Source organism: Enemella evansiae, from assembly GCF_004362375.1.
GTDB lineage: Bacteria > Actinomycetota > Actinomycetes > Propionibacteriales > Propionibacteriaceae > Enemella > Enemella evansiae.
The window spans coordinates 346,333-368,536 of the sequence record NZ_SNXA01000009.1 but is presented as its reverse complement, the minus strand read 5'-3'; the positions used below and the strand labels follow the sequence as shown (position 1 = coordinate 368,536).

22 protein-coding genes and 1 tRNA gene are annotated in these 22,204 nt (G+C 69.6%); 9 read left to right on the top strand and 14 right to left on the bottom strand.

Going from position 1 to position 22,204, the window contains the following annotated elements; all coding sequences use genetic code 11:
• Position 1: 1 nt before the first annotated feature.
• Entirely contained in the window at positions 2 to 1,369 is a 1,368-nt protein-coding gene (locus C8D81_RS09820; protein WP_094355221.1) for an RbtT/DalT/CsbX family MFS transporter, read from the bottom strand.
• 71 nt (positions 1,370 to 1,440) lie between these two features.
• Entirely contained in the window at positions 1,441 to 2,532 is a 1,092-nt protein-coding gene (locus tag C8D81_RS09815; protein WP_094355220.1) for a zinc-binding dehydrogenase, read from the bottom strand.
• Positions 2,533 to 2,670: 138 nt separating this feature from the next.
• On the opposite strand from C8D81_RS09815, the gene C8D81_RS09810 reads away from it, so the two are divergent.
• Positions 2,671 to 3,636, top strand: a complete 966-nt coding sequence (locus C8D81_RS09810; RefSeq protein WP_133625994.1) for a sugar-binding transcriptional regulator — start codon at positions 2,671 to 2,673, stop codon at positions 3,634 to 3,636.
• 13 nt (positions 3,637 to 3,649) lie between these two features.
• Here the strand turns inward: C8D81_RS09810 and C8D81_RS09805 are convergent, their stop codons facing one another.
• Positions 3,650 to 4,312 (bottom strand): TetR/AcrR family transcriptional regulator, encoded by a 663-nt coding sequence (locus tag C8D81_RS09805; RefSeq protein WP_094355218.1) that lies wholly within the window; start codon positions 4,310 to 4,312, stop codon positions 3,650 to 3,652.
• 70 nt (positions 4,313 to 4,382) lie between these two features.
• Between C8D81_RS09805 and C8D81_RS09800 the strand changes: the two genes are divergently transcribed.
• Complete coding sequence (locus C8D81_RS09800; protein WP_133625993.1) at positions 4,383 to 5,789, top strand: MFS transporter; 1,407 nt, start codon at positions 4,383 to 4,385, stop codon at positions 5,787 to 5,789.
• 167 nt (positions 5,790 to 5,956) lie between these two features.
• Here the strand turns inward: C8D81_RS09800 and C8D81_RS09795 are convergent, their stop codons facing one another.
• The gene (locus tag C8D81_RS09795) at positions 5,957 to 7,102 is read right to left on the bottom strand and encodes an ROK family protein (RefSeq protein WP_133625992.1); all 1,146 of its coding nucleotides are present in this window, start codon (positions 7,100 to 7,102) and stop codon (positions 5,957 to 5,959) included.
• 142 nt (positions 7,103 to 7,244) lie between these two features.
• Between C8D81_RS09795 and C8D81_RS09790 the strand changes: the two genes are divergently transcribed.
• On the top strand, positions 7,245 to 8,540 hold the full coding sequence (locus tag C8D81_RS09790) for a DUF1479 domain-containing protein (protein WP_094355215.1): 1,296 nt from the start codon (positions 7,245 to 7,247) through the stop codon (positions 8,538 to 8,540).
• Positions 8,541 to 8,759: 219 nt separating this feature from the next.
• Here C8D81_RS09790 and map read toward each other — a convergent pair whose 3' ends face one another.
• Entirely contained in the window at positions 8,760 to 9,581 is an 822-nt protein-coding gene (map, locus tag C8D81_RS09785; protein WP_229119455.1) for a type I methionyl aminopeptidase, read from the bottom strand.
• Positions 9,578 to 9,865 carry a cell division protein CrgA gene (locus tag C8D81_RS09780; protein WP_094355214.1) on the bottom strand — a complete coding sequence of 96 codons (288 nt, stop codon included), beginning with the start codon at positions 9,863 to 9,865 and terminating at the stop codon, positions 9,578 to 9,580. Before C8D81_RS09780 ends, map begins: the two co-directional genes overlap by 4 nt.
• Before the next feature lie 77 nt (positions 9,866 to 9,942).
• On the opposite strand from C8D81_RS09780, the gene C8D81_RS09775 reads away from it, so the two are divergent.
• Complete coding sequence (locus C8D81_RS09775; protein ID WP_229117945.1) at positions 9,943 to 10,644, top strand: DUF881 domain-containing protein; 702 nt, start codon at positions 9,943 to 9,945, stop codon at positions 10,642 to 10,644.
• Between the two features lie 13 nt (positions 10,645 to 10,657).
• Here the strand turns inward: C8D81_RS09775 and C8D81_RS09770 are convergent, their stop codons facing one another.
• The 7 genes from C8D81_RS09770 to C8D81_RS09740 all read right to left on the bottom strand — a co-directional run bounded on the left by C8D81_RS09770 (position 10,658) and on the right by C8D81_RS09740 (position 18,829).
• Positions 10,658 to 11,299, bottom strand: a complete 642-nt coding sequence (locus C8D81_RS09770; RefSeq protein ID WP_094355213.1) for an aminodeoxychorismate/anthranilate synthase component II — start codon at positions 11,297 to 11,299, stop codon at positions 10,658 to 10,660.
• A 10-nt stretch (positions 11,300 to 11,309) separates the two neighbouring features.
• The gene (gene pknB, locus C8D81_RS09765) at positions 11,310 to 13,091 is read right to left on the bottom strand and encodes a Stk1 family PASTA domain-containing Ser/Thr kinase (RefSeq protein ID WP_133626090.1); all 1,782 of its coding nucleotides are present in this window, start codon (positions 13,089 to 13,091) and stop codon (positions 11,310 to 11,312) included.
• Positions 13,092 to 13,294: 203 nt separating this feature from the next.
• Positions 13,295 to 14,734, bottom strand: coding sequence for a peptidoglycan D,D-transpeptidase FtsI family protein (locus C8D81_RS09760; RefSeq protein ID WP_094355212.1), 1,440 nt, complete (start codon positions 14,732 to 14,734; stop codon positions 13,295 to 13,297).
• Positions 14,731 to 16,170 (bottom strand): FtsW/RodA/SpoVE family cell cycle protein, encoded by a 1,440-nt coding sequence (locus C8D81_RS09755; protein ID WP_094355317.1) that lies wholly within the window; start codon positions 16,168 to 16,170, stop codon positions 14,731 to 14,733. The genes C8D81_RS09760 and C8D81_RS09755 overlap by 4 nt, the downstream gene beginning before the upstream one ends.
• Positions 16,170 to 17,651 (bottom strand): PP2C family protein-serine/threonine phosphatase, encoded by a 1,482-nt coding sequence (locus C8D81_RS09750; RefSeq protein ID WP_094355211.1) that lies wholly within the window; start codon positions 17,649 to 17,651, stop codon positions 16,170 to 16,172. The genes C8D81_RS09755 and C8D81_RS09750 overlap by 1 nt, the downstream gene beginning before the upstream one ends.
• Positions 17,652 to 17,654: 3 nt before the next feature.
• The gene (locus C8D81_RS09745; RefSeq protein ID WP_094355210.1) at positions 17,655 to 18,119 is read right to left on the bottom strand and encodes an FHA domain-containing protein FhaB/FipA; all 465 of its coding nucleotides are present in this window, start codon (positions 18,117 to 18,119) and stop codon (positions 17,655 to 17,657) included.
• Positions 18,119 to 18,829 carry an FhaA domain-containing protein gene (locus C8D81_RS09740; protein ID WP_094355209.1) on the bottom strand — a complete coding sequence of 237 codons (711 nt, stop codon included), beginning with the start codon at positions 18,827 to 18,829 and terminating at the stop codon, positions 18,119 to 18,121. The genes C8D81_RS09745 and C8D81_RS09740 overlap by 1 nt, the downstream gene beginning before the upstream one ends.
• A gap of 250 nt (positions 18,830 to 19,079) precedes the next feature.
• On the opposite strand from C8D81_RS09740, the gene C8D81_RS09735 reads away from it, so the two are divergent.
• From C8D81_RS09735 to manD, 5 genes are all read left to right on the top strand, one after another.
• On the top strand, positions 19,080 to 19,475 hold the full coding sequence (locus tag C8D81_RS09735) for a fluoride efflux transporter FluC (RefSeq protein ID WP_094355208.1): 396 nt from the start codon (positions 19,080 to 19,082) through the stop codon (positions 19,473 to 19,475).
• The gene (locus C8D81_RS09730; RefSeq protein WP_229119458.1) at positions 19,475 to 19,837 is read left to right on the top strand and encodes a fluoride efflux transporter FluC; all 363 of its coding nucleotides are present in this window, start codon (positions 19,475 to 19,477) and stop codon (positions 19,835 to 19,837) included. Before C8D81_RS09735 ends, C8D81_RS09730 begins: the two co-directional genes overlap by 1 nt.
• A gap of 68 nt (positions 19,838 to 19,905) precedes the next feature.
• Positions 19,906 to 19,988: transfer RNA gene (locus C8D81_RS09725), tRNA-Leu, on the top strand.
• A gap of 80 nt (positions 19,989 to 20,068) precedes the next feature.
• Positions 20,069 to 20,272, top strand: a complete 204-nt coding sequence (locus C8D81_RS09720) for a hypothetical protein (protein ID WP_094426970.1) — start codon at positions 20,069 to 20,071, stop codon at positions 20,270 to 20,272.
• Positions 20,273 to 20,378: 106 nt separating this feature from the next.
• Entirely contained in the window at positions 20,379 to 21,617 is a 1,239-nt protein-coding gene (gene manD / locus C8D81_RS09715; RefSeq protein WP_094355206.1) for a D-mannonate dehydratase ManD, read from the top strand.
• A gap of 57 nt (positions 21,618 to 21,674) precedes the next feature.
• Here manD and C8D81_RS09710 read toward each other — a convergent pair whose 3' ends face one another.
• Positions 21,675 to 22,160, bottom strand: coding sequence for a hotdog fold domain-containing protein (locus C8D81_RS09710; RefSeq protein WP_094355205.1), 486 nt, complete (start codon positions 22,158 to 22,160; stop codon positions 21,675 to 21,677).
• Positions 22,161 to 22,204 lie beyond the last annotated feature (44 nt).

The following is a 22,204-nucleotide window of genomic DNA, read 5'->3' as shown; positions in this document are numbered from 1 at the left end:
GTCAGTGCTGGCGGGCGCCCTTCTCGTCCTGCGGCACCTTGAGGAAACCGACCATGACGAACGCGGCGGCGTAGAGGGCGACGAAGGCCCAGACGACCGCGCTGTTGGTCGCGAACCTGCTCCACCCCATGGCATTGCCGAGGTTCAGCACCAGGGCGACCACCCCGGCGCCGAGGAAGGCGGCGCCGCCGGCAGCGGTGGTGTACATGGCCATCGCGGCACCCTTGTGCTCCGGGGTCAGCGCCGGCATGATCGCGCCCATCGGCACGAAGCCGGCCAGCAGGCAGCCGAAGACGCAGCCGGCGACGACGGAGACCAGGAAGCCCCAGGTCGATCCGGCGGGCACCCAGTGCGGGACGTACCACCACAGCAGCAGGCCGCAGGCCGAGCCGAAGACGCCGAACCACCGGACGGTACGCCGCCAGCCCCAGCGGTCGCCGACCGCACCGAAGACGGCGTTCACCAGAATGTTGGTCGCGTACACCGCCACCGTCATGGACAACCAGCGTGACTGCCCCCATCCCAGGTCGACCGCGATCACGGTCGGCAGGATGATGAACATGCCGTACTGCGGGGCGGTGTTGATCAGTCGGACCAGGAAACCCATCAGGATCTTGGGGTGCCTGGCGGTCAGCCGGACGCCGGCGGTGAGGACCTGGCCGGTGGTCTCCTCCGGCGGCGCGATCCGGCCCACGCCGTTGGTCGCGCGGACACCGAAGCGGGCGACCAGATAGCCGATCACGACCAGGCCGATCGAGCCGATCATCGCCGCGGTCTCACCGCGGGTGCCGCCACCGAAGGTGGGGATCACGCCGAGCGCGAACAGCGAGCCGAGGGTCGGCAGGCCACCGGTGAACATCACATAGAACCAGCCAACGGCGGTGCCGTTGCGCTGCACCGGTGCGGTGATGTTGATCCACACCAGGAAGGCGAACGCGAACAGCGGATAGCCGAAACCGCGCAGGGTGTAGGTGATCGCGGTGAGCGGCACGCTGCCGATGCTCAGGCTGATCAGGAAGAGTGCCTCGAAGACCACCCAGACAAGGAATCCGAGCAGCATCACCCGGCGCGGACCCCACAGATCGGAGAGTGCGCCGCCGAGGTAGCTGCCGACCAGCACGGCCAGGCTGTAACCGGTGATGATCGTCGACACGGTGGCCTCGGGGCTGCCCAGCACCGCGACCATGTGCGGGGTGATGAAGTTGGATTCGACACCGTTGCCGGTCATGAAGATCAGCAGGCCGATGAAGCCCCACTTGAGCACGTCGGGGATGCCGAGCCGATCCCAGCGGGTCTCATCGGGTGAGCCGTAGGGCTTGACGTCCGGATGTGCTGTGGTGGTTGAGGTTGCGGCGGTTTCGGAGTTCATGGCTGCGCCTTTGCAGGTCGAGGCCCTCGGCGGGCGAGATGGACGGGTTGGGTGTGTGAGCAGGGAATCGCTCAGGGCAGCAGGGACACCTTCACCGAGGCGCCGCCCGAATCGGCGACCAGATCCAGCGCCTCCTGGAACTTGTCCAGGCCGAACTGGTCGGTGCAGATCTGCTCCATCGGCAGTTCGCCCGACTCGAGCAGCTTGATCGCGGCCGGCCAGCAGTGCGGGCCGAGGTGCGCACCGAGCACGTCGAGTTCCTTGTCGTCGGAGATGATCGACCAGTCGACGGTCACGTCGTCCTTGAACACCGAGTATTCGACGAAGGTGCCCTGCTTGCGCAGCAGGTTGATGCCCTGGCTGACCGCCGAGGGATGGCCGGTGGCCTCGATGTAGACATCGGCACCGTAGCCGTCGGTGAGGTCGCGGATGATCTGGTTCGCGTCCTCGTTGGCGATGTTGATCGTCAGGTCGGCGCCACAGGCCTTCGCCAGTTCGAGCTTGGAGTCGAGCATGTCCAGCGCGATCACCTTCATCGGGTTCTTCTGCCGCACGCCGGCGATCGCGCCCAGGCCGATCGGCCCGGCGCCGGCGACCACGACGACGTCGTCGAAGGTGATGTTGGCCCGCTCGACCGCGTGCAGCGCGCAGGACAGCGGTTCGGCGAAGGCCGCGTGTTGCGGCGGCAGGTCCTTGCTCACCCGGTGCACGAGCGCCTGCGGCGGGATGATCATGTATTCGGCCATGCCCCCGTCGTGGTGGCGGAAGCCGAACATGTCGTGCGGGCCGCACATCCAGTAGGAGCCATTGAGGCAGTAGCGGCATTCCCAGCAGGGCACGATCTGCTCGACCGCGACGCGGTCATCGAGCGCGACGCCATGCTTGGCCAGGGCCTCGTCGTCGCCGCGGACGATCGTGCCGACGATCTCGTGGCCCGGGGTGACCGGGGGAGTGACCCAGCGGTCGCGGTTCTCATCGCCCCAGAACTTGGCGGCGCCGTGATAGCACTTCAGGTCGCTGGCGCACACGCCGACGGCCTCCACCTTGATCAGCAGGTCGCCCTGCTCGGGGGTCGGGACCGGCTTGGTGGTGAGGCGGTAGTCCTCGGGGCCGTGCACCACGACCGCGGTCATCTCTTCGGGCAGCTGAGTCGTCTCTGACATCGGAAGAACCTCCATTGGTCGTCTCTGGCTTGGATCGACCGTAGAACGAGGCTGCACAGATGTCAAGAACAAACGTTCACAAGAACAAATGTGCATGACTCCCGTGCTGTGGGGTGGCGAACCGCTAGTCTCAGCACCATGAGTGTCGAGATCTCCCGGGGTGAACCGCCGCGGCGTGCCTCGGCGCTGAATCTCGAGGCGGCGTACCGGGCGGCCCGGATGTACTACCTGGAGGACGCGACCCAGGCGCAGATCGCCGCTCGGCTGAACGTCTCCCGGCCGACGGTGAGCCGACTGATCGCCGAGGCCCGGCGGGCCGGGCTGGTCCGTATCGAGGTCGTGCCGCCGAATGTGACCGAGTCCTCGGAGCTGGCCGATCGGCTGGCGGAGTCACTGGGGTTGCAGGGGGTACGCCTGGCGCCGCGGATCCGGGCGGGGCATGCCGGCCACGATCTGCGGCCGGCGGTCGCGGCCGTGCTCGAGGAGTTGGCCATGGCTCCGGGTGAGGTGCTGCTGGTCGCCTCGGGGGAGACGACCTATGAAGTCAGTCAGGGCCCGCTGCCGCCGCTGCCCGGGGTGCTGCTTGCGCCCACCGTCGGCGGGGTGAGCGAACCGGAGGCCCACTTCCAGACCAACGAGATCACCCGGGCCATCGCCCAGCGCACCGGTGCGATCCCGCGGTTGCTGTTCGCCCCGGCCGTGCCGTCACCGGCGCTCTACCGCACCCTGCTGGAGGACCCTGATTTCCGCGCGACGACCGCGCTCTGGGACCGGGCCCGGGTGGCCCTGGTCGGGGTCGGTGCGGCGCCGCTGGCCCGCGGGTCGATCTCGGCGCACGTGCCACTGGGGTCCGCCTCGATCCGCAGTGCCGCGGGGGATGTCTGCCTCAACTTCGTCGACCACGAGGGCGCGCCGGTGGAGTTCGAGGGCAGCGACCGGATGATCCGGATCAGTCCCGAGCAGTTGCGGCGGATCGACGCCTGCATCGCCATCGCCGCCGGGGAGAACAAGGTGCGCAGCATCCGCGCCTGCGCGCGGGCCGGGCTGTTCAACCGGTTGATCACCGACGTGCCGACCGCCGAGGCCCTGCTCGCCGCCCGCTAGGCCGAGCGCAGCGCTAGTCGCCGGCTGCGGCGTACGCCCTGAGGAAGGTGGCGACACCGGCCTCGACCGCGGTGCGGACCGCGCGATCCGAGGCCTGCTGGGTGCCGAGGGCGGTGAGGTCCGGCAGCTCGGCGTGGATCAGGGCGAAGAACTGCTTCGCCGCCAGCACCGGATCCGGCAGGTCGAGCAGGCCGGCATTGCCGAGCATCGCCAGCTTGCCGGCCAGGGCGTCGACGATCGGCTGGTACCCGGCCCTGCGAACGCTGCGGAACACCTCGGGATCGCGCGTGGCCTCGGCATTGATCAGCCTCCCGAGGGCCGCCGCGCAATCGCTGCGTTGGCAGACCGAGAGCTGGTACGCCGCCTTCCGCAGGCTGGTCTCCCAGTGCTGCGGGCGGACGTCCAGCGCCTGGACCACGGCGAGGGACTCGGCGTTCAGGTGCTGGGCCGAGTCGGCCACCGAGGCCCGGAACAGCTGCTCCTTGCCGCCGAAGTAGCTGTAGATGGTCGGTTTGGACACTCCGGCGGCGGTGGCGATCGCATCGACGCTGGCGCGCTGGTAGCCGAACTCACCGAAGACCGGCGCCGCCGCGTCGAGGATGCTGCGCCGCTTGTCCACCGCGGCACGCCGGGTCGCCGAACCGGCCGAGGTGTCTGCCGCCGAGGTGCTGCTCATGGTTGAAGCATACGGGGCGGTTCTGAACCGCTATGGAATCTGACTAAACCGTGTAGTAAAGTCCGCGACCATGACAGTAAAGAACTCGTCCGATCTGCATTCCCGGCACACGGCCGGGCCCGTTCCCGGTGTGATCGCGGTGCTCGGATTGGCCGCCTTCCTGGCGGTCCTCGACGGCACCGCCGTGACGGCCTCGCTGCAGACCCTGGCGGCCGCCTTCGGGGGTGAGTTGTCGCTGCTGGTCTGGGTGACCTCGGCGTACCTGATGGCTGCCGGTACCAGCCTGCCGCTGGTCGGCTGGGCGAGTGACCGGTTCGGCGGCCGGGCGGTCTTCCTCACCGGTCTGGCGGCCTTCGTCGCGGGCTCGGCGCTCAGCGGTCTGGCCTGGTCCGCGCCGGTGCTGATCGCGGCGCGCGTCGTGCAGGGCCTCGGTGGGGGCCTGCTCGAACCGGCTGCGATGGCCGTCGCCGCTGCCCTGGCGCCACGCAACGCGGTGGGGAAGGTGATGAGCCGGTTCTCCCTGGTCATCAACATCGCGCCGATCGTCGGCCCGCTGGTCGGCACCGTGCTCGGTGATGCGGGATGGTGGCGCTGGATCTTCCTGCTGAACCTGCCGATCGGCCTGGTGATCCTGGTGACCGCGCTGCGCTGGGTACCGGCCGCCGCCGGTGCGGGTGGTTCCGGCGGCGCGGCGCCCGATCTCCGCGGGATGGCGCTGCTCACCCCCGGTTTCGTCGGCCTGCTGCTGGCGCTGAACCGCTGGGGTGCGGGTGCCGCCGGCGGCCAGGTGCTGCTGCTCGGGCTGGCTGGTTGCCTACTGCTGGCGGGGTATGTGGGGCACGCGCTGCGGATGTCGGGTACGCCGGTGCTCGATCTGCGGTTGCTGCGCAGCGGCCCGTTCCGTGCGGCACTGCTGGCCATGTGCACGGTCGGGGTGCTGATGTACACCCAGCTGACCGTGCTGCCCCTGGTGGTCGAGGAGCGGTTCGGGATCACCGGCCTGGCGCGCAGCCTGCTGACGGTCTCGCTCGGGGTTGGTCTGCTGCTGTCGATGGCGCGGGCCGGCGGACTCAGCGACAGCTGGGGTCCGCGCCGGTTGGTCGTCGGCGGCGGGATCGGCACCGCGCTGGGATTCGGGGTCTTCGCGCTGGTGGCACCATCCTGGCCGCTGTGGGCGGCGATGCTGCTGTTCGCGCTGATCGGGTTGGCCTTCGGCTGCGTCGCCGCGCCGACCTTCGCCAGCGTCTATCGCACCCTGCAGCCGGAGCAGGCGGCCCAGGGCACCACGGCGATGTTCATGGCGGTGCAGGCCTTCGCCGCCGTCGGGGCCACCGTGACCGGTGTCGTCGCGGGTGCCGGTCCGGAGCTTCCGGTACGCCCCCTGTTCCTCGGATTGGCCGTGGTGGCGGCGATCGCGGCGTTGTTGGGCGGTCGGCTCCCCGGCCCACCGTCGGCCGCCGCGAGCGTGCCGAGCTGAACCGGTACGCACCCACGCTCATCGAGCACGCTCACCCTCGCAGGCAGCGCTGGTGGGACGGGTCCAGCACATCAGGCTTCGACTCGACTGGCGCTCGCTCAGCCGGCGTACGGGTTCATCTCGACACGCTCGCTGCGCATGGTTGGCTGCTCGATGGACGGGTGCGCTCAGGAGGGGGCGGCGACGCGGTCGAGGAGGGCGTCGCGGGCGAGTTGGACGGCACGTTGACGTGCCCCGGCGAAGGGGCCGTCGACGGGGATCAGCGGGGATCGCACGCGTACCGATTCCTGGGTGAGCTGGTCCAGCTCGCGCTGCAATCGGTCGTGGTCCAACTCATCCCCCCAGGGCCCGCCGAGCACGATCTCCTCGGGGTCCAGCAGGGCCACCGCGCCGCTGAGTGCCGCGGCGACGGCCCGATGCACCTGCTCGCTCACCGCGCCACCCTCGCGGAGCGCCTCGCGTACCCGGTCCACCTCGACGGTGGTCGCGCCACGGACCAGCAGCCCCGACTGCCGCAGCGCATCCAGCAGCGAGGTCGAGCTGCCGTCGGGGGCGACGGTCGGCAGGTAGGCCAGCTCACCACCCAGGCCGCGGTGCCCGGTGACCACCCGGCCGCCGGCGACCACCGCACCACCGAGCCCCTCGCCCAGATACACCTGCAGGAAGGAATGCGGGGCGTCCACGCCACCGGCGGCGAGCTGGGCGAGCGCAGCCCAGTTCACGTCGTTGTCGATCACCGGGGCCGGGCCGCCCGCCGAACCGAGCAGGCCGGCCAGGTCCAGGCTGCCGACCAGGAACGGGGACAGCGGCATGTCGATGGCCACCCCGGCGGCGTTGACCGGCCCGGCGAACGAGCAGGCGACCGGCAGCGGCCCCGGTTGCTCCGCACGCACCGCCGTCAGGATCCGACCGACCGCGTCGGCGACCTCGCCCGGGCGTACCGCGAAGACCCCCACCGGCTCGCGGTGGCACCCCAGCGCCTCACCCCGGATGTCGACCAGTTCGGCCCGGGCGCCCCCCGGGCCGATGTGCAGCGCCAGGGCGGCGAACCTGCCACCCAGCCGGTACCGCTGGCCGGCCCGGCCCACGCCGCCGGTGGCCAACCCGGCCTCGGTGACCAGCCCGCGGGCGGCCAGTCGGCGGATGCTGGAGGACACCGTCGGCTTGGAGATCCCGGTCTGCTGGGCGATGGCCGGGCGGGTCGGCTCCGGCGCGGTGAAGAAGCAGGACAGCACCTGCCGGTCGGTGGTGTCACGCACCAGGTCCAGCGACGGCGCCGGATCCGAGTGCTCAACGGTGCCGTTCGGCCCCATCTGTCCCTCCCTCGTCAACGATGCCCACCCTAGACCCGCGACGCTTTTCGTAAAGACCCCTTGCAAATGATTCCGCAAGATGCCACCATCATCTTTCGTAAGGAGTCTTTCCGAACTGGAACGCGCCGAAGGAGCCGCCACGATGAGCCAGCAGACCGCTTCGAAGACACTGCCCGACCTGCCCCGCTGGGAGCAGGTCCCCGACGACGTGCACGCCGCGATCCGCGAGGTCAAGGACGCGATCCGCGCCCGGATGGCGGCCGCCGGCACCACCCCGGAGGAGGTCTTCGCCAAGGTCGAAGCCCAGATCCGTACCGAGGTCGAGCAGATCCGCGCCGAACTCGATCGGGGCGAGCAGCCCTGGCCCGTGGTGGACTTCGCCGACATCGAGGCCGGCACCGTGCCCGAGGAAACGATCCAGAAGATCAAGCGCCGCGGCTGCGCGGTGGTGCGCGGCACCTTCGACCGCGCCCAGGCCGAGCAGTGGGACCGCGACATCGTCGACTACGTCGATGCGAACCAGTTCTTCGAGAACTACCGCGGACCCGGTGACGACTTCTTCGACACCGTCGATTCCAAGCCCGAGATCTACCCGATCTACTGGTCCCCGGCGCAGATGGAGGCCCGCCAGCACCCGCGGATGGCGGCCACCCAGTCGTTCATGAATTCCTTCTGGCACGGGGAATCCGAGGATCGCACCTGGTTCGACCCCTCCCGCGATGCCCTGTACGCCGACCGCATCCGCCGGCGCCCGCCGGGTACCGACTCGAGCGGCCTGGGCACCCACATCGATGCCGGCACCCTCGACCTGTGGATGACCGGTGCCTACCAGCAGGCCTTCGATGCCCTCTACCGCGGCGATGTCGAGGCCTACGACCCCTGGGACGCCAGCTACCGCACCGAGGGCAACCAGTACCCGGGCACCACGATGACCTCGGTCTTCCGCACCTTCCAGGGGTGGACCGCGCTCTCGGAGATGGAGCCCGACCAGGGCGTCCTGCACACCGTGCCGATCCCGGGGGCGATGGCCTACCTGTTGCTGCGTCCGCTGCTGGACGACGTGCCCGCCGACGACATGTGCGGGGTGCGGGTCAGCCGGACCTTCCCGATCAACGAGCAGTGGCATCCGCTGCTGATGCAGGCCGTCGTGCCGATCCCGGCGGTCGCCCCCGGTGACACCGTCTGGTGGCACTGCGACATGATCCACGCCGTCGGTGCCGTCACCGACCAGCAGGGCTGGGGCAACGTGATGTACATCCCGGCCGCGCCCTGGTGCGCCAAGAACGAGGCGTACGCCGAACCGCAGCTCGCCGCGTTCAAGGCCGGGCTGAGCGCGCCCGACTTCCCCGACGAGCACTACGAGGCCGACTGGGACAACCGGTTCCGGTTCGACCAGCTCAACGCGACCGGACGTCGCGGGTTCGGGATCAACGACTGAGCTTCGACTTCGCCGCGGTGCTCGGCAAGCCGGAGGTGCAACTGGACCAGCAAGGACACCGCCGCCTTCACCAAGGCCCTTCAGGGCGCCACCCAGTGACGTCGACGGCCGGGATCGCGCATCGGGGGTGCGATTCCGGTCGACGGCTTCGCTCGGTCAGGAGCAATTCCATGACGACAACTCATCCGCCGACATGGCTGGCTACTCGATGAGCGTCAGTCAGGGCAGCAGGGCGCTGTCGGGGATGCCCAGCCCGTCGCTGCGCGCGGTGAGCACGATCGGGCCGTCGGCGGTGATCGCCACGGTGTGCTCGCTGTGCGCGCCGCGGGAGCCGTCGACCGAGCGCAGCGTCCAGCCGTCGGCATCGGTGCGGATCCGGTCGGTGCTGGCCAGTACCCACGGTTCGATGGCCAGCACCAGGCCGGCCTCCAGCCGGGGGCCGCGGCGGGCCCGGCCGTCGTTCGGGACATGCGGGTCGCCGTGCATCGTGCGGCCCACACCGTGGCCGCCGAAGTCCAGGTTGATCCGATAGCTGGAGCGCTTCAGCACCTTGCCGATCGCCGCCGAGATGTCACCCAGGTGGTTGCCGACCCGGGCGGTGTTGATGGCCGCGGCCAGCGCCCGCTGGGTGGTCTCGATCATCCGCTCGTCGGCGGCGCCGTGCTCCTCATCGGGCGTACCGACCACGAAGGACAGTGCCGAGTCCGCCACCCAGCCGTTCACCTCGACCGCCAGGTCGAGGGAGAGCAGGTCGCCGTCGGCGAGCTTGTGGTCGTGCGGCAGGCCGTGCAGCACCGCGTCGTTCACCGAGGTGCAGATGTAGTGCCCGAACGGGCTCGCCCCGAACGACGGGTGGTAGTCGACGTAGCAGCTGGTCGCCCCCGCCTCGGTGATCCGGCGGCCCACCTCGGCGTCGATGTCCAGCAGGTTGGTGCCGACCTCGACACTGGACCGCAGCTCGGTCAGGGTGTCGGCGACGAACCGGCCGGCGGCCCGCATCTCGGCCAGCTCGGCCGGCGTACGCAGCTCCATCGTGCTCATTTCCAGAGCATCGAGATGCCGAGCGAGACCGCCATCAGGCCCATCCCGATCAGGATGTTCCAGTCGCCCAGCTTGTTCATGAACGGCAGATCGCGGCCGGCGATGTAGTAGAGCACCAGCCAGATCACCCCGATCAGTCCGACCGCGATGAAGGCCGGAGCCACCCAGCGCCGGGTACCGGGGGCGGCGACCTTGGCCTTCTTGGCGCGGGTCTCCACCTCGTCCTCGTGGCGCTGGGCCTTCTTCTTGTCAGCGGCCGACTTGCGGGCCTTCGACTCGGGCAAGGCTCCTCCTCGTGGGTTCGGGACGCTAGCGTAGTAGGTCGAGGTCTGGTTTCCCACATTCGCGAACAGGAGGTGCGGTGCGCTGGCGCACGTTGGTCACCACAGCCACCTGTCTGGTGATCGGTCTGATGATCGCGGTGAGCAGCATCAATGCCCGCGGCACCGATCTGCGGCCCGCCCGCAACACCGATCTCGCCGGGCTGGTCCGCAGCGAGTCGGCGCGCAACACCGAGCTCACCCACCGGGTGTCCGAACTGCGCGCCGAGGTCGACCGGTTGTCGGCGCAGAACGCCGGCAATCCCGGTGACACCGCCGCGCTGGCGGCCGCCGGTGACGAGCTCGGGTTGACCCCGGTGCGGGGTCGCGGGGTGACGGTGACGCTCTCCGACGCGCCGGCCTCGGTGCAGGCCCCCGGGGTGGACCAGGACCTGCTGGTGGTGCACCAGCAGGACATCCAGGCAGTGGTCAACGAGCTCTGGGCCGCCGGTGCGGAGGCGATGACGATCCAGGGCCAGCGGGTGATCTCCACCACCGGCATCAAGTGCGTCGGCAACACCGTGGTGCTGCACGGCATCCCCTACGCCCCGCCCTATGTGATCTCGGCGATCGGCGACCCGCAGAAGCTGGCCGCCGGGCTGAGCAACTCCGAATACCTGAAGGTCTACCAGCAGTACGTGCAGGTCTATCACCTCGGTTACGACCAGCGGACCGAGAGTGAGCTGCGGCTGCCCGGTTTCGAGGGCCGCGTCGAACTGCAGTACGCCCGCCGCGCGGGCTGAGCGGTCGGCGGGCTCAGCCGCCCACCATCAGCGGGCGCAGCCCCGCCGAGCGCGCCACGGCGTCCGGATCACCGCAGGCCGCGAGCCAGTTCGCCAGCATCCGGTGGCCGCCCTGGGTGAGCACCGACTCGGGGTGGAACTGGACGGCCTCCACCGGATGCTGCCGATGCCGGACGGTCATGATCACTCCGGACTCGGTGCGTGCGGTCACCTCGAGGGCATCGGGCAGCTCGGAGATCGCCAGCGAGTGGTAGCGGGTCGCATCGAACGGGTTCGGCAGGCCGGCCATCGTGCCGAGGTCGTCGTGGAAGACGCTCGACACCTTGCCGTGCAGCAGCTCCGGGGCCCGGCCCACGGTCCCGCCGTAGGCGACCGCGATCGACTGGAGCCCCAGGCAGACGCCGAAGATCGGCGTACGCTCCCCGAGCCGGCGGACCAGCTCGACGCACACCCCGGCCTCCTCCGGCGTACCCGGCCCGGGGGAGAGCAGGATCCCGTCGAAGCCCAGCGGTTGCGAGGGCCGGTCGGCGAGCAGCTCCGCGAAGCGCTCGTCGTCGTTGCGCCAGACCTCGACCTCGGCACCGAGCTGGGCCAGGTAGTGCACCAGGTTCCAGACGAACGAGTCATAGTTGTCGACGACCAGGATCCGGCTCATCGGCGTCTCCTCACTGGGGGGTCGCCGAGCTGGTCGGCGTCGGGGACGCCTCCGGTGTCGGCGTGCTGCTGGTGGTCGGCGTCGGGGTCCGCGTCGGCGGCTCCGAGGTGGTCGTCGGCGGGGGCGGCGGCTTGGGAGCCGCCCGACCGATGTAGACGGTGATCCGGGCGTTCCGGTCCACCTTCGACCCGGCCCGCGGATCGGTGCTCAGCACGGTGCCGACCGCGTTGTCGCTGTTCGTCTCGCGGGTCGCGAACTGGATGTTGGTGAACCCCTTGGCCCGGCCGTCGCGCTCCACCGAGGCCTGGTTCCAGCCGCTCCAGTCCGGAACCTGGGACTGGCCGGTGGCCCGGGTCAGGGTGATCTCGCTCTCCGGGGTCACCTGCTGGCCCTCACCGGGGCTGACCTCGAGGATCTGACCCGGTTTGGCGTCGCTCGGCTCGCTGCTGGCGTCGACCTTCCGCACGTTGGTGAAGCCCGCCTGATTCAGCGCCTGGGTGACGACGTCCTCGTCCTTGCCGACCAGCCCGGTCGGGATCGCGATCTTCTTCGGCCCGATGTTCACCTCGATGATGACCGGGGAACCGACGGTCGCCAGACCGCCGCCCTCGGGGGACTGCCGGGTGACGGTACCGACCGTGCGGTCGTCCGCACCGGCCACCTGGGTGACCTTGGGTTCCAACTGGGCGTCCCGGATGCTGTTCACCGCGGCGGCCTCCTGCATGCCGGCCACCCGAGGAACGCTCACCTGTGCGGGCTGCACCGGGGCCGGCGGCCGGTTGAACCACCAGACCAGGGCGCCCAGCAGACCGACCAGCAGCAGCGCCAGCACCGTGATCACGATCGGCAGCGCACGCTTCTTCTGCGGCTCCTCCTCATCGACCAGCGGCTCCTCCTCCGGCTCCGCCGGCGAACCGGCGGTGGCCGCCGGGACCGGGGCCGGCAGCATCGCGGTCACGTCCTGACCGGCGAGCACCCGGGAGATGTCGTCGCGCATCTCGCGGGCGGTCTGGTAACGCTCGGCGGGATCCTTGGCCAGCGACTTCAGCACGATCGCGCCGATCTCGGGGGAGATCATCGGGTCGAGCTGGGACGGCGGCACCGGCAGTTCGCGGACATGCTGGTACGCCACCGAGACCGGCGAGTCGCCGACGAACGGCGGCCGCCCGGTGAGCAGCTCGTAGAGCAGACAGCCGGCGGAGTAGATGTCGGAGCGGGCGTCGACGGTCTCCCCGCGGGCCTGCTCCGGCGACAGATACTGCGCGGTACCGATCACCGCCGCGGTCTGGGTCATCGTCGCCGAGGTGTCGGAGACCGCGCGGGCGATGCCGAAATCCATCACCTTGACCTGGCCGGTCGGGGTGAGCATCACATTGGCCGGTTTGATGTCGCGGTGGATGATGCCGGCCTTGTGCGAATAGGACAGCGCATCGAGCACACCCTGGGTCAGCTCCAGTGCCCGCTCGGGCAGGATCTTGCGGCCGTCGCGGAGCACATCGCGCAGCGTGTGGCCCTCGACCAGCTCCATCACGATGTAGGGGATCGCCAACCCGGTCTTGTCGTCGTGCTCCTCGCCGGTGTCGTAGACCGCGACGATGTTCGGGTGGTTCAGCCCGGCGGCCGACTGGGCCTCGCGGCGGAACCGGGCCTGGAAGGTCGGGTCGCTGGCCAGATCGGTGCGCAGCTCCTTGACCGCGACCGGCCGACCCAGCCGGGTGTCGTAGGCCCGGCGTACCTCGGCCATCCCACCGCGGCCGATCACCTCACCGAGTTCGTACCGCCCGCCGAGCAGCCGGGGCGGCGGCTGCGGCGGCTCGGCCGGCGTACCGGCCACCCGGGTCGCGTCCGGGTCGATCTGGTTGGTCGCGTCCGGATCGGGGGTGTACGCCTCGGTGGCCTCCGGCGGGCGGCTGAACGGATCCTGCGGCGGCGCATAGGGATCGTCCGCGGCGCGCCGGGGCCGGGTGGGATCCCCACCGGGCTGCTGTTCGTTGGTCACAGTACCGCCTCCATCACTGCCTTCGCGATCGGTGCCGCGACCCGGCCGCCGGCGATGTCACTGCGCTGGATGTCGGCGTCCTCGACGAAGGCGGTCACCGCCACCGCCGGCTGGCCCTTGTCATCCAGTGCGTAGCTGGTGAACCAGGCGTACGGCGGGCGCTTCGGATCGGACTGGGCGGTACCGGTCTTGCCGCCGACCTCGGTGCCCCGGATCTGGGCGTTGCTGCCGGTGCCGTCGTTCACGACGTTCTGCATCATCTGCGCAAGTGCCTTCGCGTTGTCCTGGCTCATCGTGCGGCCCCTCAGTCTGGGCTTGCGGGTCTCGATCGGGGTGAGGTTGGCGCCGCGGACGGTGGAGACCACGTACGGCTCGTAGAGGTCGCCGTTGTTCGCGATCGCCGCGGTCACCATGGTCATCTGCAGCGGGGTGGCGGCCACGTCGTGCTGACCGATCGCGGTCAGCGCCGTGGACGGCAGGTCCGGATTGTCGGGGTAGCGGCTGGCGACCGCGTTCAGCTCCGGCAGCGGACGGGAGCCGAAACCGAACTTCTCCGCCTGGGCGCGCAGCTTGTCCGCACCCAGCTCCAGCCCGACGTTGGCGAAGGCGGTGTTGCAGGACACCTGCAGCGCCCGGTCGAGGGTGATGTTGGCGCCGCCGCAGTTGGAGTCGTTGGTCAGGTCGTAGTTGGTCTGCGGCAGCCGCAGCCGCTCGGGGGAGGCGACCATCGTGTCCGGCCTGCTGCCGTTCTCCAGTGCCGCCGCGGCGGTGACCAGCTTGAAGGTCGATCCGGGCGGATAGATCTCCCGCGCGGCCCGGTTCGCCATCGGCTTGTTCGGGTCGTTCGCCAGCTCCTGGTAGGCCTTGTTGGCATCGCTCAGGTCATGGCTGGCGATCCGGTTCGGGTCGTAGGACGGGCTGGTCACCATCGCCAGCACCGCACCGGTCCGCGGGTCGAGCGCGACGACGGCGCCCTTGCGGTTGCCGAGCGCCTTCGCGGCCGCTTGCTGGGCCTTCGGGTTGATGGTGGTCTCCACCGAGGCACCGGTCGGCTTCTGGCCGGTGACGGTGTCCACCACCCGGCGGATCAGCTGGGAGTCCGCGGTCCCGGCGAGCTCCTGGTTCATCGACGACTCCAGCCCGGAGCGGGCGTGGTCATAGGAGTAGTAACCGGTGATCGGCGCGTACAGGGCACCGTCGGGATAGGTGCGCTGGAACTGGAACTGGTCCTTGCTGGGCACGGTCTGCGCGATCTGGGTCTGCGCGGCCAGGATCGGCCCGCGGTCCTGGGCGAATTCCTCATCGCGGGTACGCCGGTTCAGCGGGTTCGCGTTCAGCGAGTCCTGCCGGACCACCATGGTGAAGGTGCCGTTGGCGAGCAGCAGCCCGAACATCACCATGGCCACGATGGCGACGCGGCGGATCGGTCGGTTCATGCTCCCCTCCTCCCCACGCGGTGGGCCCCGTGGATCACCTGGGTGGTCTCGGCGTCCCCGTACGCCTGCCCGGCGAGCGGGTCCGCGCTCACCTGGGCGATCGGCTTGCGGGCCTGGTGGGAGATGATCAGCAGCAGGGCGGCGAGCACCCAGTTGGCGACCAGCGAGGAGCCGCCCTGGGACATGAACGGCGTGGTCAGGCCGGTCAGCGGCAGCAACCGGGTGACGCCGCCGATGATCGCGAAGACCTGCAGCGCGAAGACGAAGGACAGGCCCGCGGCGAGCAGCTTGCCGAACGGCTCCTTGGCGGCCAGCGCGGTCCGCAGACCACGGGCGACGATCAGGGCGTACACCATGATCACCGCCATCAGCCCGGCCATCCCGAGCTCCTCGCCGATCGCCCCGGCGATGAAGTCGGACTTGGCGAAGGTGGTCAGGCCGGGGCGGCCCAGCCCCCAGCCGCGGCCGACCAGTCCACCCCAGGCGAGCCCGAACTGGGCGTTGATGATCTGGTTGTTGCGGTCGAAGTCGCTGAACGGGTCGAGCCAGCCCGAGACCCGGGTCTGCACGTGGCCGAACAGCAGATAACCGGCGTACGCCCCCGCCGAGAACAGCAGCACACCCAGGATCGCCCAGCTGGGGCGCTCGGTGGCGACGTAGAGCATCATCACGAACAGCCCGAAGAACAGCAGCGAGGTGCCCAGGTCCTTCTGGAAGACCAGCACCGCCAGCGAGGCCAGCCACATCAGCAGGATCGGGCCGAGGTCGCGCGGCCGGGGCAGGTCGATGCCGAGGAAGCGGGCGCCGGCCAGGGCCAGCACGTCCTTCTTCTCCACCAGATAGGAGGCGAAGCCGACCGCGAGGACGATCTTGGCGACCTCGGAGGGCTGGAAGGAGAACGGGCCGATGCCGATCCAGATCCGGGAGCCATAGACCTCTTTGCCGATCCCGGGCAGCAGCGGCATCAGCAACAGCAGCAGACCGGCCGCGCACAGGGTGTAGGTGTAGCCCTGCAGCGGCCGATGGTCGCGGACCACGATCAGTGCGGTGACGAACAGCACCAGGGCCAGCCCGGTCCAGACGAGCTGATTGGTGGCATCGGTGCGGACCGGGTCGGGGATCTTGTCGATCCGGTGGATCATCGCCAGCCCGAGCCCGTTCAGCAGGATCACGCAGGGCAGGATCAGCGGATCGGCGTAGGGCACCCGGAAGCGGATCGCCAGGTGGGCGATGACCGCGATCGCCAGCCAGATCCCGGCCACCACCGGCCAGTTCGTCGGCAGGGTGTTGAACAGGTTCATCTCGACCAGCAGATAGGACGCGATGCCCATCCCGGCGGCGAACAGGGTCATCACCAGTTCGACGTTGCGGCGCTTGTGGTAGACGACGACCAGGTCCTCCCCGGCGACGGGTGCGTCGGCGACGGCGGCGCTCATCAGCACTCACCTCCGGCCGGGGTCGGGGTGAGGGTGGCCGGCGACGGGGTCGGTGACGGCTCGGTCTCGGTCGGGGTCGGCGGCACCGGCTCGGTCGGGGGTGCGCCGGGCGGATTGCCCGGTGCGCCGGGCGGTACCGGGGTGGGTGTCGGCTCGGGTGTGAGCCGGGCCTCGCGCTGGGCGACGCACTGGCGGGCCATCTCCTGCAGTTCGGCGACGGTCGCCTCGGCATCCGGCAGCGAGGTCGAGGTGATGGTCTGCTCGACCCGGTCCCGGTAGACCGGCGGCAGGTCGCTGAGCGCGGTGTCCTCGATCCGGTAGACCTCCGACAGCGACACCCCGAGCACCTGCTGGGAGAGGCCGCGGTTGATGGCGACCTTCCCGTCGGCGGGGCCGACGAAATACTGGGTACGCGACCAGGCCCAGCCGGCGGTCGCGCCCGCCGCGAGCAGGATCAGCACGACGAGTCCGGCGAGCAGCAGCCGCCAGCGGCCGCCGCGCGGGGCCTCGCGGGGGGCGTACCGGCTGGTCTCCTCATCCGGTGGCGAGGACTGCGGCGCGGGGGAGTCGGGGATGGTGTTGCCCTCGGCGTCGGTACGCCGGGTCGGGGTGCGATCGCCCAGGTCGACCGGACGGGCGGTGACGATCGGCACCTCACGTTCGGTGGCGGCGCCGAGGATCTTGGCGCCGGTGGTCGCCGCGGTGGAGTCACCGACCACGTCGGCCACGATGATGGTGATGTTGTCGATCCCGCCCTCGCGGTGCGCGGCGTCGATCAGCGCCTGCAGGGCGGCATCGGGATCCTCGTTCCGGGTGAGGATCCGGGACAGTTCGTCGTCCTCGACCAGGCCGCACAGGCCGTCGGAGCAGAGCAGCAGCCGGTCGCCCTCGTTGACCGGTACCAGGTCGGTGTCCGGTTCCACGGCGGGCTGGCCGTTGACGACCTTGAGCAGCAGCGAGCGGTGCGGGTGGAAGGCCGCCTCGGCCTCGGTGATCTTGCCCTCATCGACCAGCGACTGGACCCAGGAGTGGTCGTGGGTGAGCCGCGTCAGTTCGCCGTCACGGAGCAGATAGGCGCGGGAGTCGCCGATGTGCACCAGGCCGAGCTCGGCGCCGTCGAACATCGCCCCGGTGACGGTGGTGCCCATGCCGTCCAGGCTGTGGTCGTCGGCGACCAGGTCGGCGATCTTGTCGTTGGCCTGGTTGAGCGCCCCGGCCAGCAGTTCCAGCATCGCCTCGCCGCGCACCGGTTCCTCACCGCGGGCGTTCCGGTCGGCGCGGCGGATCAGCTGGATCGCGGCCGCGGAGGCCAGGTCACCGGCGGCGGCGCCGCCCATCCCGTCGGCGACCACCAGCAGGTGGGGTGAGGCGTACCCGGAGTCCTGGTTGTTCTTGCGGACCAGACCGATCTCCGAGTGCGCCACGTACCGGAGGAAGAGGTCGGTGTCGGGGGTCCGATCGTCGTCATGGGTCGGGGGCATGGATCAGGTTTCCAACTTCAGTTGGGTACGCCCGATCCGGACCGTGTCGGCCAGCGTGATCGTGGTGGGGGCGGTGATCCGCTGGTTGTTGACGTAGGTGCCGTTGGTGGAGCCGAGGTCCTCGATGAACCAGCCGCCGGAATTGTCGGCCTGCAACCGGGCATGCCGGGTGGAGACGTAGTCGTCGTCGAGGATGATCTGGCAGTCGGCGGAGCGGCCGATCTGCACCACACCGTCGGTCAGGTCGGCGGAGATGCCCTGCTGGTCACCGGAGACGATCGCGAACCGGCGCGGGGCGCCCTTCTTCGCCCGGCGCCGGCGGGGGCGTTCCAGGTCCCGGGGCAGCTCCGAGGCGGGCACGGTACGCCCGAAGAGGTCGGTCTTGATCACCCCGGCGGCGGACATGATGAAGACCCACAGCAGTGCGAGGAAGAGGACCTTGAGCAGGGTGACGGCGATCGCTGACATCAGCGTCCCGCGGGGGCGTGGACGAGCATCCGGGTGTTGCCGATCTCGATCCGCGATCCGGAGTGCAGGGTGGCCTGGCGCACCTTCTTGCCGTCGACGGTGATCCCGTTGGTGGAGCCCAGATCGGCGATCCGGTAGCTGAGGTCGACCCCGCCGCCGCTGACGATGATCTCGGCGTGCCGGCGGGAGATGCCGGGATCGTTGACGCGCAGGTCGGCGTCCGCGCCGCGGCCGATCACGATGCCCGGCGGGACCAGCGGGTGCCGCATCCCGTTCACCTCGAGGACGAGCTGGGCGCGGTGCGCGGCGGTGGTGGAGACGGCCTGGTTGTCCTGGACGCCGGCGACGGCGTCGGAGTTGACGGTGAAGCGACCGGTGGGCAGCTCGGGCACCAGCTCGAAGTGCAGCATGATCGGGCCGTTGAAGACGTAGCCCATGTTCTGGGCGTGGCTGCGCAGCTCGGGGATGATCTCTCCGGAGAGCGCCTTGCCGTAGGGGGTGAGTCGGTCGTAGTCGTGCTGGGAGAGCCCGACGACGAACTCGTTGGGCACCAGCTTCTTGTCCCGGGAGAGCAGCTTGGCGGTGGAGTCGAGCTCCTTCTGCAGCCTGGCCGCGATCTCGACCGGCTGCACATCGCCCTTGAAGGCGCGCGCGAAGACGCCATTGACGGCGCCCTCGATGCCCTTCTCGAAGCGGTCCAGGAACCCCACGGTTACCCCTCTCGTGCTGCTTGTGCCGACCGGCCGACTGCTCGTTCATCGGCCCGTTCGCCCCCCAGTCTGTCGGTGGGCAGGCCAAAGCAGTTGGCTGGTTTGCCGGATCGATACTATTCGGCAAACCCCAATCGGGCATGTCGGCCCTTGACCGAGGGTTGAGGTTCGCCGGGTGATGAACCCTATGACGCCGCCTGGGCGAGCGAGGTACGAGCGAGTCGAAGCCACCGGTGCGACACTGAGCCCGATGAGTTCTTCCAGGATCCCGGTACTGGCCGTGGTGGCGGCCGGTGGCGCGCTCGGCAGCCTGGCGCGCTGGGGACTGGCGGTGGCGCTGCCGCATTCCGGTCCGGGCTGGCCCTGGTCGACGCTGATCGTGAACCTGACCGGATCGCTGCTGCTCGGCATACTGATCGTGGTGGTGGATCGCCGCCCGGCGCACCGGTTGCTGTACCCGTTCCTGGGGGTCGGGGTGCTCGGTGGCTGGACGACCTTCTCGACGATGATGACCGATGTGGCGGGGCTCGTGGCCGCGCAGGCGGTCGCGCGCGCTGGGGCGTACCTGCTGGTGAGTCTGGTGGGTGGCCTGCTCGCGACGGGGTTCGGAATCGTGCTCACCCGCCGGCTGCTGGGGCCGCGGTGATGACCGCGACGATGGCGCTGGCGGTGGCCCTCGGTGGCGCAGTGGGTGCGGTGGGGCGCTATCTGGCCGGTCGTTGGCTGCCGCCGCGTCGGCAGATTCCGTGGGGGACGCTGCTGGTCAACGTGCTCGGTTCGTTCCTGCTCGGGTTGGTGCTGGGGGCCGGGCTGTCGCCCTGGTGGACCGCGCTGGTGGGTACCGGTTTCTGCGGGGCGCTGACCACGTTCTCGACCTTCTCCTCGGAGCTGGTGCACCAGCTGGAGCGGCGCGCCTGGCTGGCCTTCGGGGCGTACGCGGTCGGCTCGATCCTGCTCGGTCTGGCCGCCTGCTGGGCCGGTCTGGCACTGGTCGCTGCCGGGGGCTGAATCCATTTGTGTGGATCGGTGGTCGCCGTGCTAGAGTTTCACGGCTGGTGGGCACGGATGCCCATCGAGCGCGAGTGGCGGAACGGCAGACGCGCTGGCTTCAGGTGCCAGTGTCCTTAGGGACGTGGAGGTTCAAATCCTCTCTCGCGCACAACACTTTGAACCCCCGGTCAGACAGTCCTGACCGGGGGTTCTGTTGTCGATGGGTGCCCCGGTTCAGGGGGACTCATCGTGCGCCGGGACTCCGACGACCTGGACGTCCACGTCGAGGACTTCGATGCCGATGCGTACTCGGCGGCCGCGCAACGCGACGAAGGCCTCCTCGACATCTTCGAACCGCTCGGTGCCTCGTTCGACGACAGCACGCTGCCCGACGATGACGATGATGATGGCGACCTGGCAGACATCGGCAGCGGAACCCATCCGATAGGTTGACAGCCGCTTCTGGACGCGACCACACAGAGGTGGAGTCAGTGCCGATGGTTGAGGACGGGGTCCGCGTCAGTACCGCGCCAACCCAACTCCGAAAGGGAAAACTGCCATGAAGATCGAGTCCGCCGAAGTCATCGTCACCAGCCCGGACCGCAACTTCGTCACCCTCAAGCTGACCACCGACGACGGGCTCACCGGTCTCGGTGATGCCACCCTCAACGGGCGGGAGCTCGGTGTGGTGGCCTACCTGCGCGAACACATCATCCCGCTGCTGATCGGGGTTGACGCGCACCGCATCGAGGACACCTGGCAGTTCCTCTATCGCAGTGCCTACTGGCGGCGCGGGCCGGTCACGATGGCCGCGAGTGCCGCGGTCGACATGGCGCTGTGGGACATCAAGGGCAAGGCGGCCGGGCTTCCGGTCTACCAGCTGCTCGGCGGTGCCAGCCGGGACGGACTGTTGGCCTACGGACACGCGTCCGGCCGGGATCTGCCGGAGCTGTTCGACAGCATCCGATCCCATCTGGAGCAGGGATACCGGGCGATCCGGGTGCAGACCGGCGTACCGGGACTGAAGGCGATCTATGGCATCGCCGCGCAGGCGGCGCCCGGTGGTGCCTCGGGTGAACGCTACGACTACGAGCCCGCGCAGCGTGGGCCGCTGCCGAAGCAGGAGGACTGGGACACCCGCGCGTACCTGCGGCACCTGCCGACGGTCTTCGAGGCGGTTCGTGCCGAGTTCGGGCCCGAGATCCCGCTCCTGCACGACGGGCACCACCGGATGACGCCGCTACAGGCGGCGCAGCTCGGCAAGGCGCTGGAGTCCTATGACCTGTTCTGGTTGGAGGACTGCACGCCGGCGGAGAATCAGGAGGCGCTGAAGCTGGTCCGACAGCACACCACCACGCCGCTGGCGATCGGCGAGGTTTTCAATACGGCATGGGATTTCAAGGATCTGATCCGGGACCAGCTGATCGACTACGTGCGCGGCGCGGTGACCCACATGGGCGGGATCACCCCGCTGAAGAAGACCCTCGACTATGCGGCGATGTACCAGGTGAAGTCCGGTATGCACGGCCCCACCGACATCTCCCCGGTGGGGATGGCGGCGGCGTTGCATCTCGGGCTGGCCATCCACAACTTCGGCATCCAGGAGTACATGAAGCACGGCGAGCGGACCGACGAGGTGTTCCAACAGTCGTTCAGCTGGCGGGACGGGCTGCTGCATCCGGGGGAGCAACCCGGGTTGGGTGTCGAACTCGATGTGGAGGCGGCCGAGCGGTTCCCCTACGAGCGGGCGTACCTGCCGTTCAACCGTCTCGCCGACGGCACGATGCACGACTGGTGAGATCCAACGGTCATCGAGCAGCTCGCGCAGCGAGCGTGTCGAGATGAACCTGGCTGCTCAGCCGACGCTCGCCGTCCGCTTCTTCTTTGCAGACACGTAAACCGGGATGATGCCCTCGACCGCGACCACGCCATCGGTGCGTACCGCCTTGACCCGCACCTCGACGTCACCGGGCGTGTTCGCCCACTGCTCGGGATCGGTCTCGGCGATGCAGGTCAGGTCGGTGGTCGCCTTCTGCAGGTAGCTGACGGTCAGCCCGCGCGGCAGCCAGCGCAGCTCGGCCGGGCAGGTCGCCTCGGCGAGCAGCCCCATCGCCGCCTCGAGCCCATTGCAGGCGGCGATCGCGTGCAGCGTGCCGATGTGATTGTGTACGCGCCAGCGGTTTCGGATGGTGAGCTCGGCGTAGTTCTCCCGCACCTCGCGCACCTGCGGCATCACCGTCGCGAAATAGGGCGCCTTGAACGCGAAGAGCACCGAGAAGATGCGCTTGCCCGCCGGCCACTGGCTGACGCGCTGATAGAGGTCGAAGGTCTGTTGAGCCACGTCAGCAGGGTACGCGAGGGTGACTGTCAGTGGCACCTGTTTGA

What these genes read in the sequence shown, in the direction of transcription:
- C8D81_RS09820 (WP_094355221.1), bottom strand. Translation starts at nt 1,369, where the DNA reads ATGAACTCCGAAACCGCCGCAACCTCAACCACCACAGCACATCCGGAC.
- C8D81_RS09760 (WP_094355212.1), bottom strand. Translation starts at nt 14,734, where the DNA reads ATGAACCGACCGATCCGCCGCGTCGCCATCGTGGCCATGGTGATGTTC.
- C8D81_RS09770 (WP_094355213.1), bottom strand. Translation starts at nt 11,299, where the DNA reads ATGAGCCGGATCCTGGTCGTCGACAACTATGACTCGTTCGTCTGGAAC.
- C8D81_RS09730 (WP_229119458.1), top strand. Translation starts at nt 19,475, where the DNA reads ATGACCGCGACGATGGCGCTGGCGGTGGCCCTCGGTGGCGCAGTGGGT.
- C8D81_RS09755 (WP_094355317.1), bottom strand. Translation starts at nt 16,170, where the DNA reads ATGAGCGCCGCCGTCGCCGACGCACCCGTCGCCGGGGAGGACCTGGTC.
- C8D81_RS09800 (WP_133625993.1), top strand. Translation starts at nt 4,383, where the DNA reads ATGACAGTAAAGAACTCGTCCGATCTGCATTCCCGGCACACGGCCGGG.
- C8D81_RS09790 (WP_094355215.1), top strand. Translation starts at nt 7,245, where the DNA reads ATGAGCCAGCAGACCGCTTCGAAGACACTGCCCGACCTGCCCCGCTGG.
- C8D81_RS09795 (WP_133625992.1), bottom strand. Translation starts at nt 7,102, where the DNA reads ATGGGGCCGAACGGCACCGTTGAGCACTCGGATCCGGCGCCGTCGCTG.
- C8D81_RS09735 (WP_094355208.1), top strand. Translation starts at nt 19,080, where the DNA reads ATGAGTTCTTCCAGGATCCCGGTACTGGCCGTGGTGGCGGCCGGTGGC.
- C8D81_RS09805 (WP_094355218.1), bottom strand. Translation starts at nt 4,312, where the DNA reads ATGAGCAGCACCTCGGCGGCAGACACCTCGGCCGGTTCGGCGACCCGG.
- C8D81_RS09745 (WP_094355210.1), bottom strand. Translation starts at nt 18,119, where the DNA reads ATGTCAGCGATCGCCGTCACCCTGCTCAAGGTCCTCTTCCTCGCACTG.
- map (WP_229119455.1), bottom strand. Translation starts at nt 9,581, where the DNA reads ATGAGCACGATGGAGCTGCGTACGCCGGCCGAGCTGGCCGAGATGCGG.
- C8D81_RS09810 (WP_133625994.1), top strand. Translation starts at nt 2,671, where the DNA reads ATGAGTGTCGAGATCTCCCGGGGTGAACCGCCGCGGCGTGCCTCGGCG.
- C8D81_RS09815 (WP_094355220.1), bottom strand. Translation starts at nt 2,532, where the DNA reads ATGTCAGAGACGACTCAGCTGCCCGAAGAGATGACCGCGGTCGTGGTG.
- C8D81_RS09750 (WP_094355211.1), bottom strand. Translation starts at nt 17,651, where the DNA reads ATGCCCCCGACCCATGACGACGATCGGACCCCCGACACCGACCTCTTC.
- manD (WP_094355206.1), top strand. Translation starts at nt 20,379, where the DNA reads ATGAAGATCGAGTCCGCCGAAGTCATCGTCACCAGCCCGGACCGCAAC.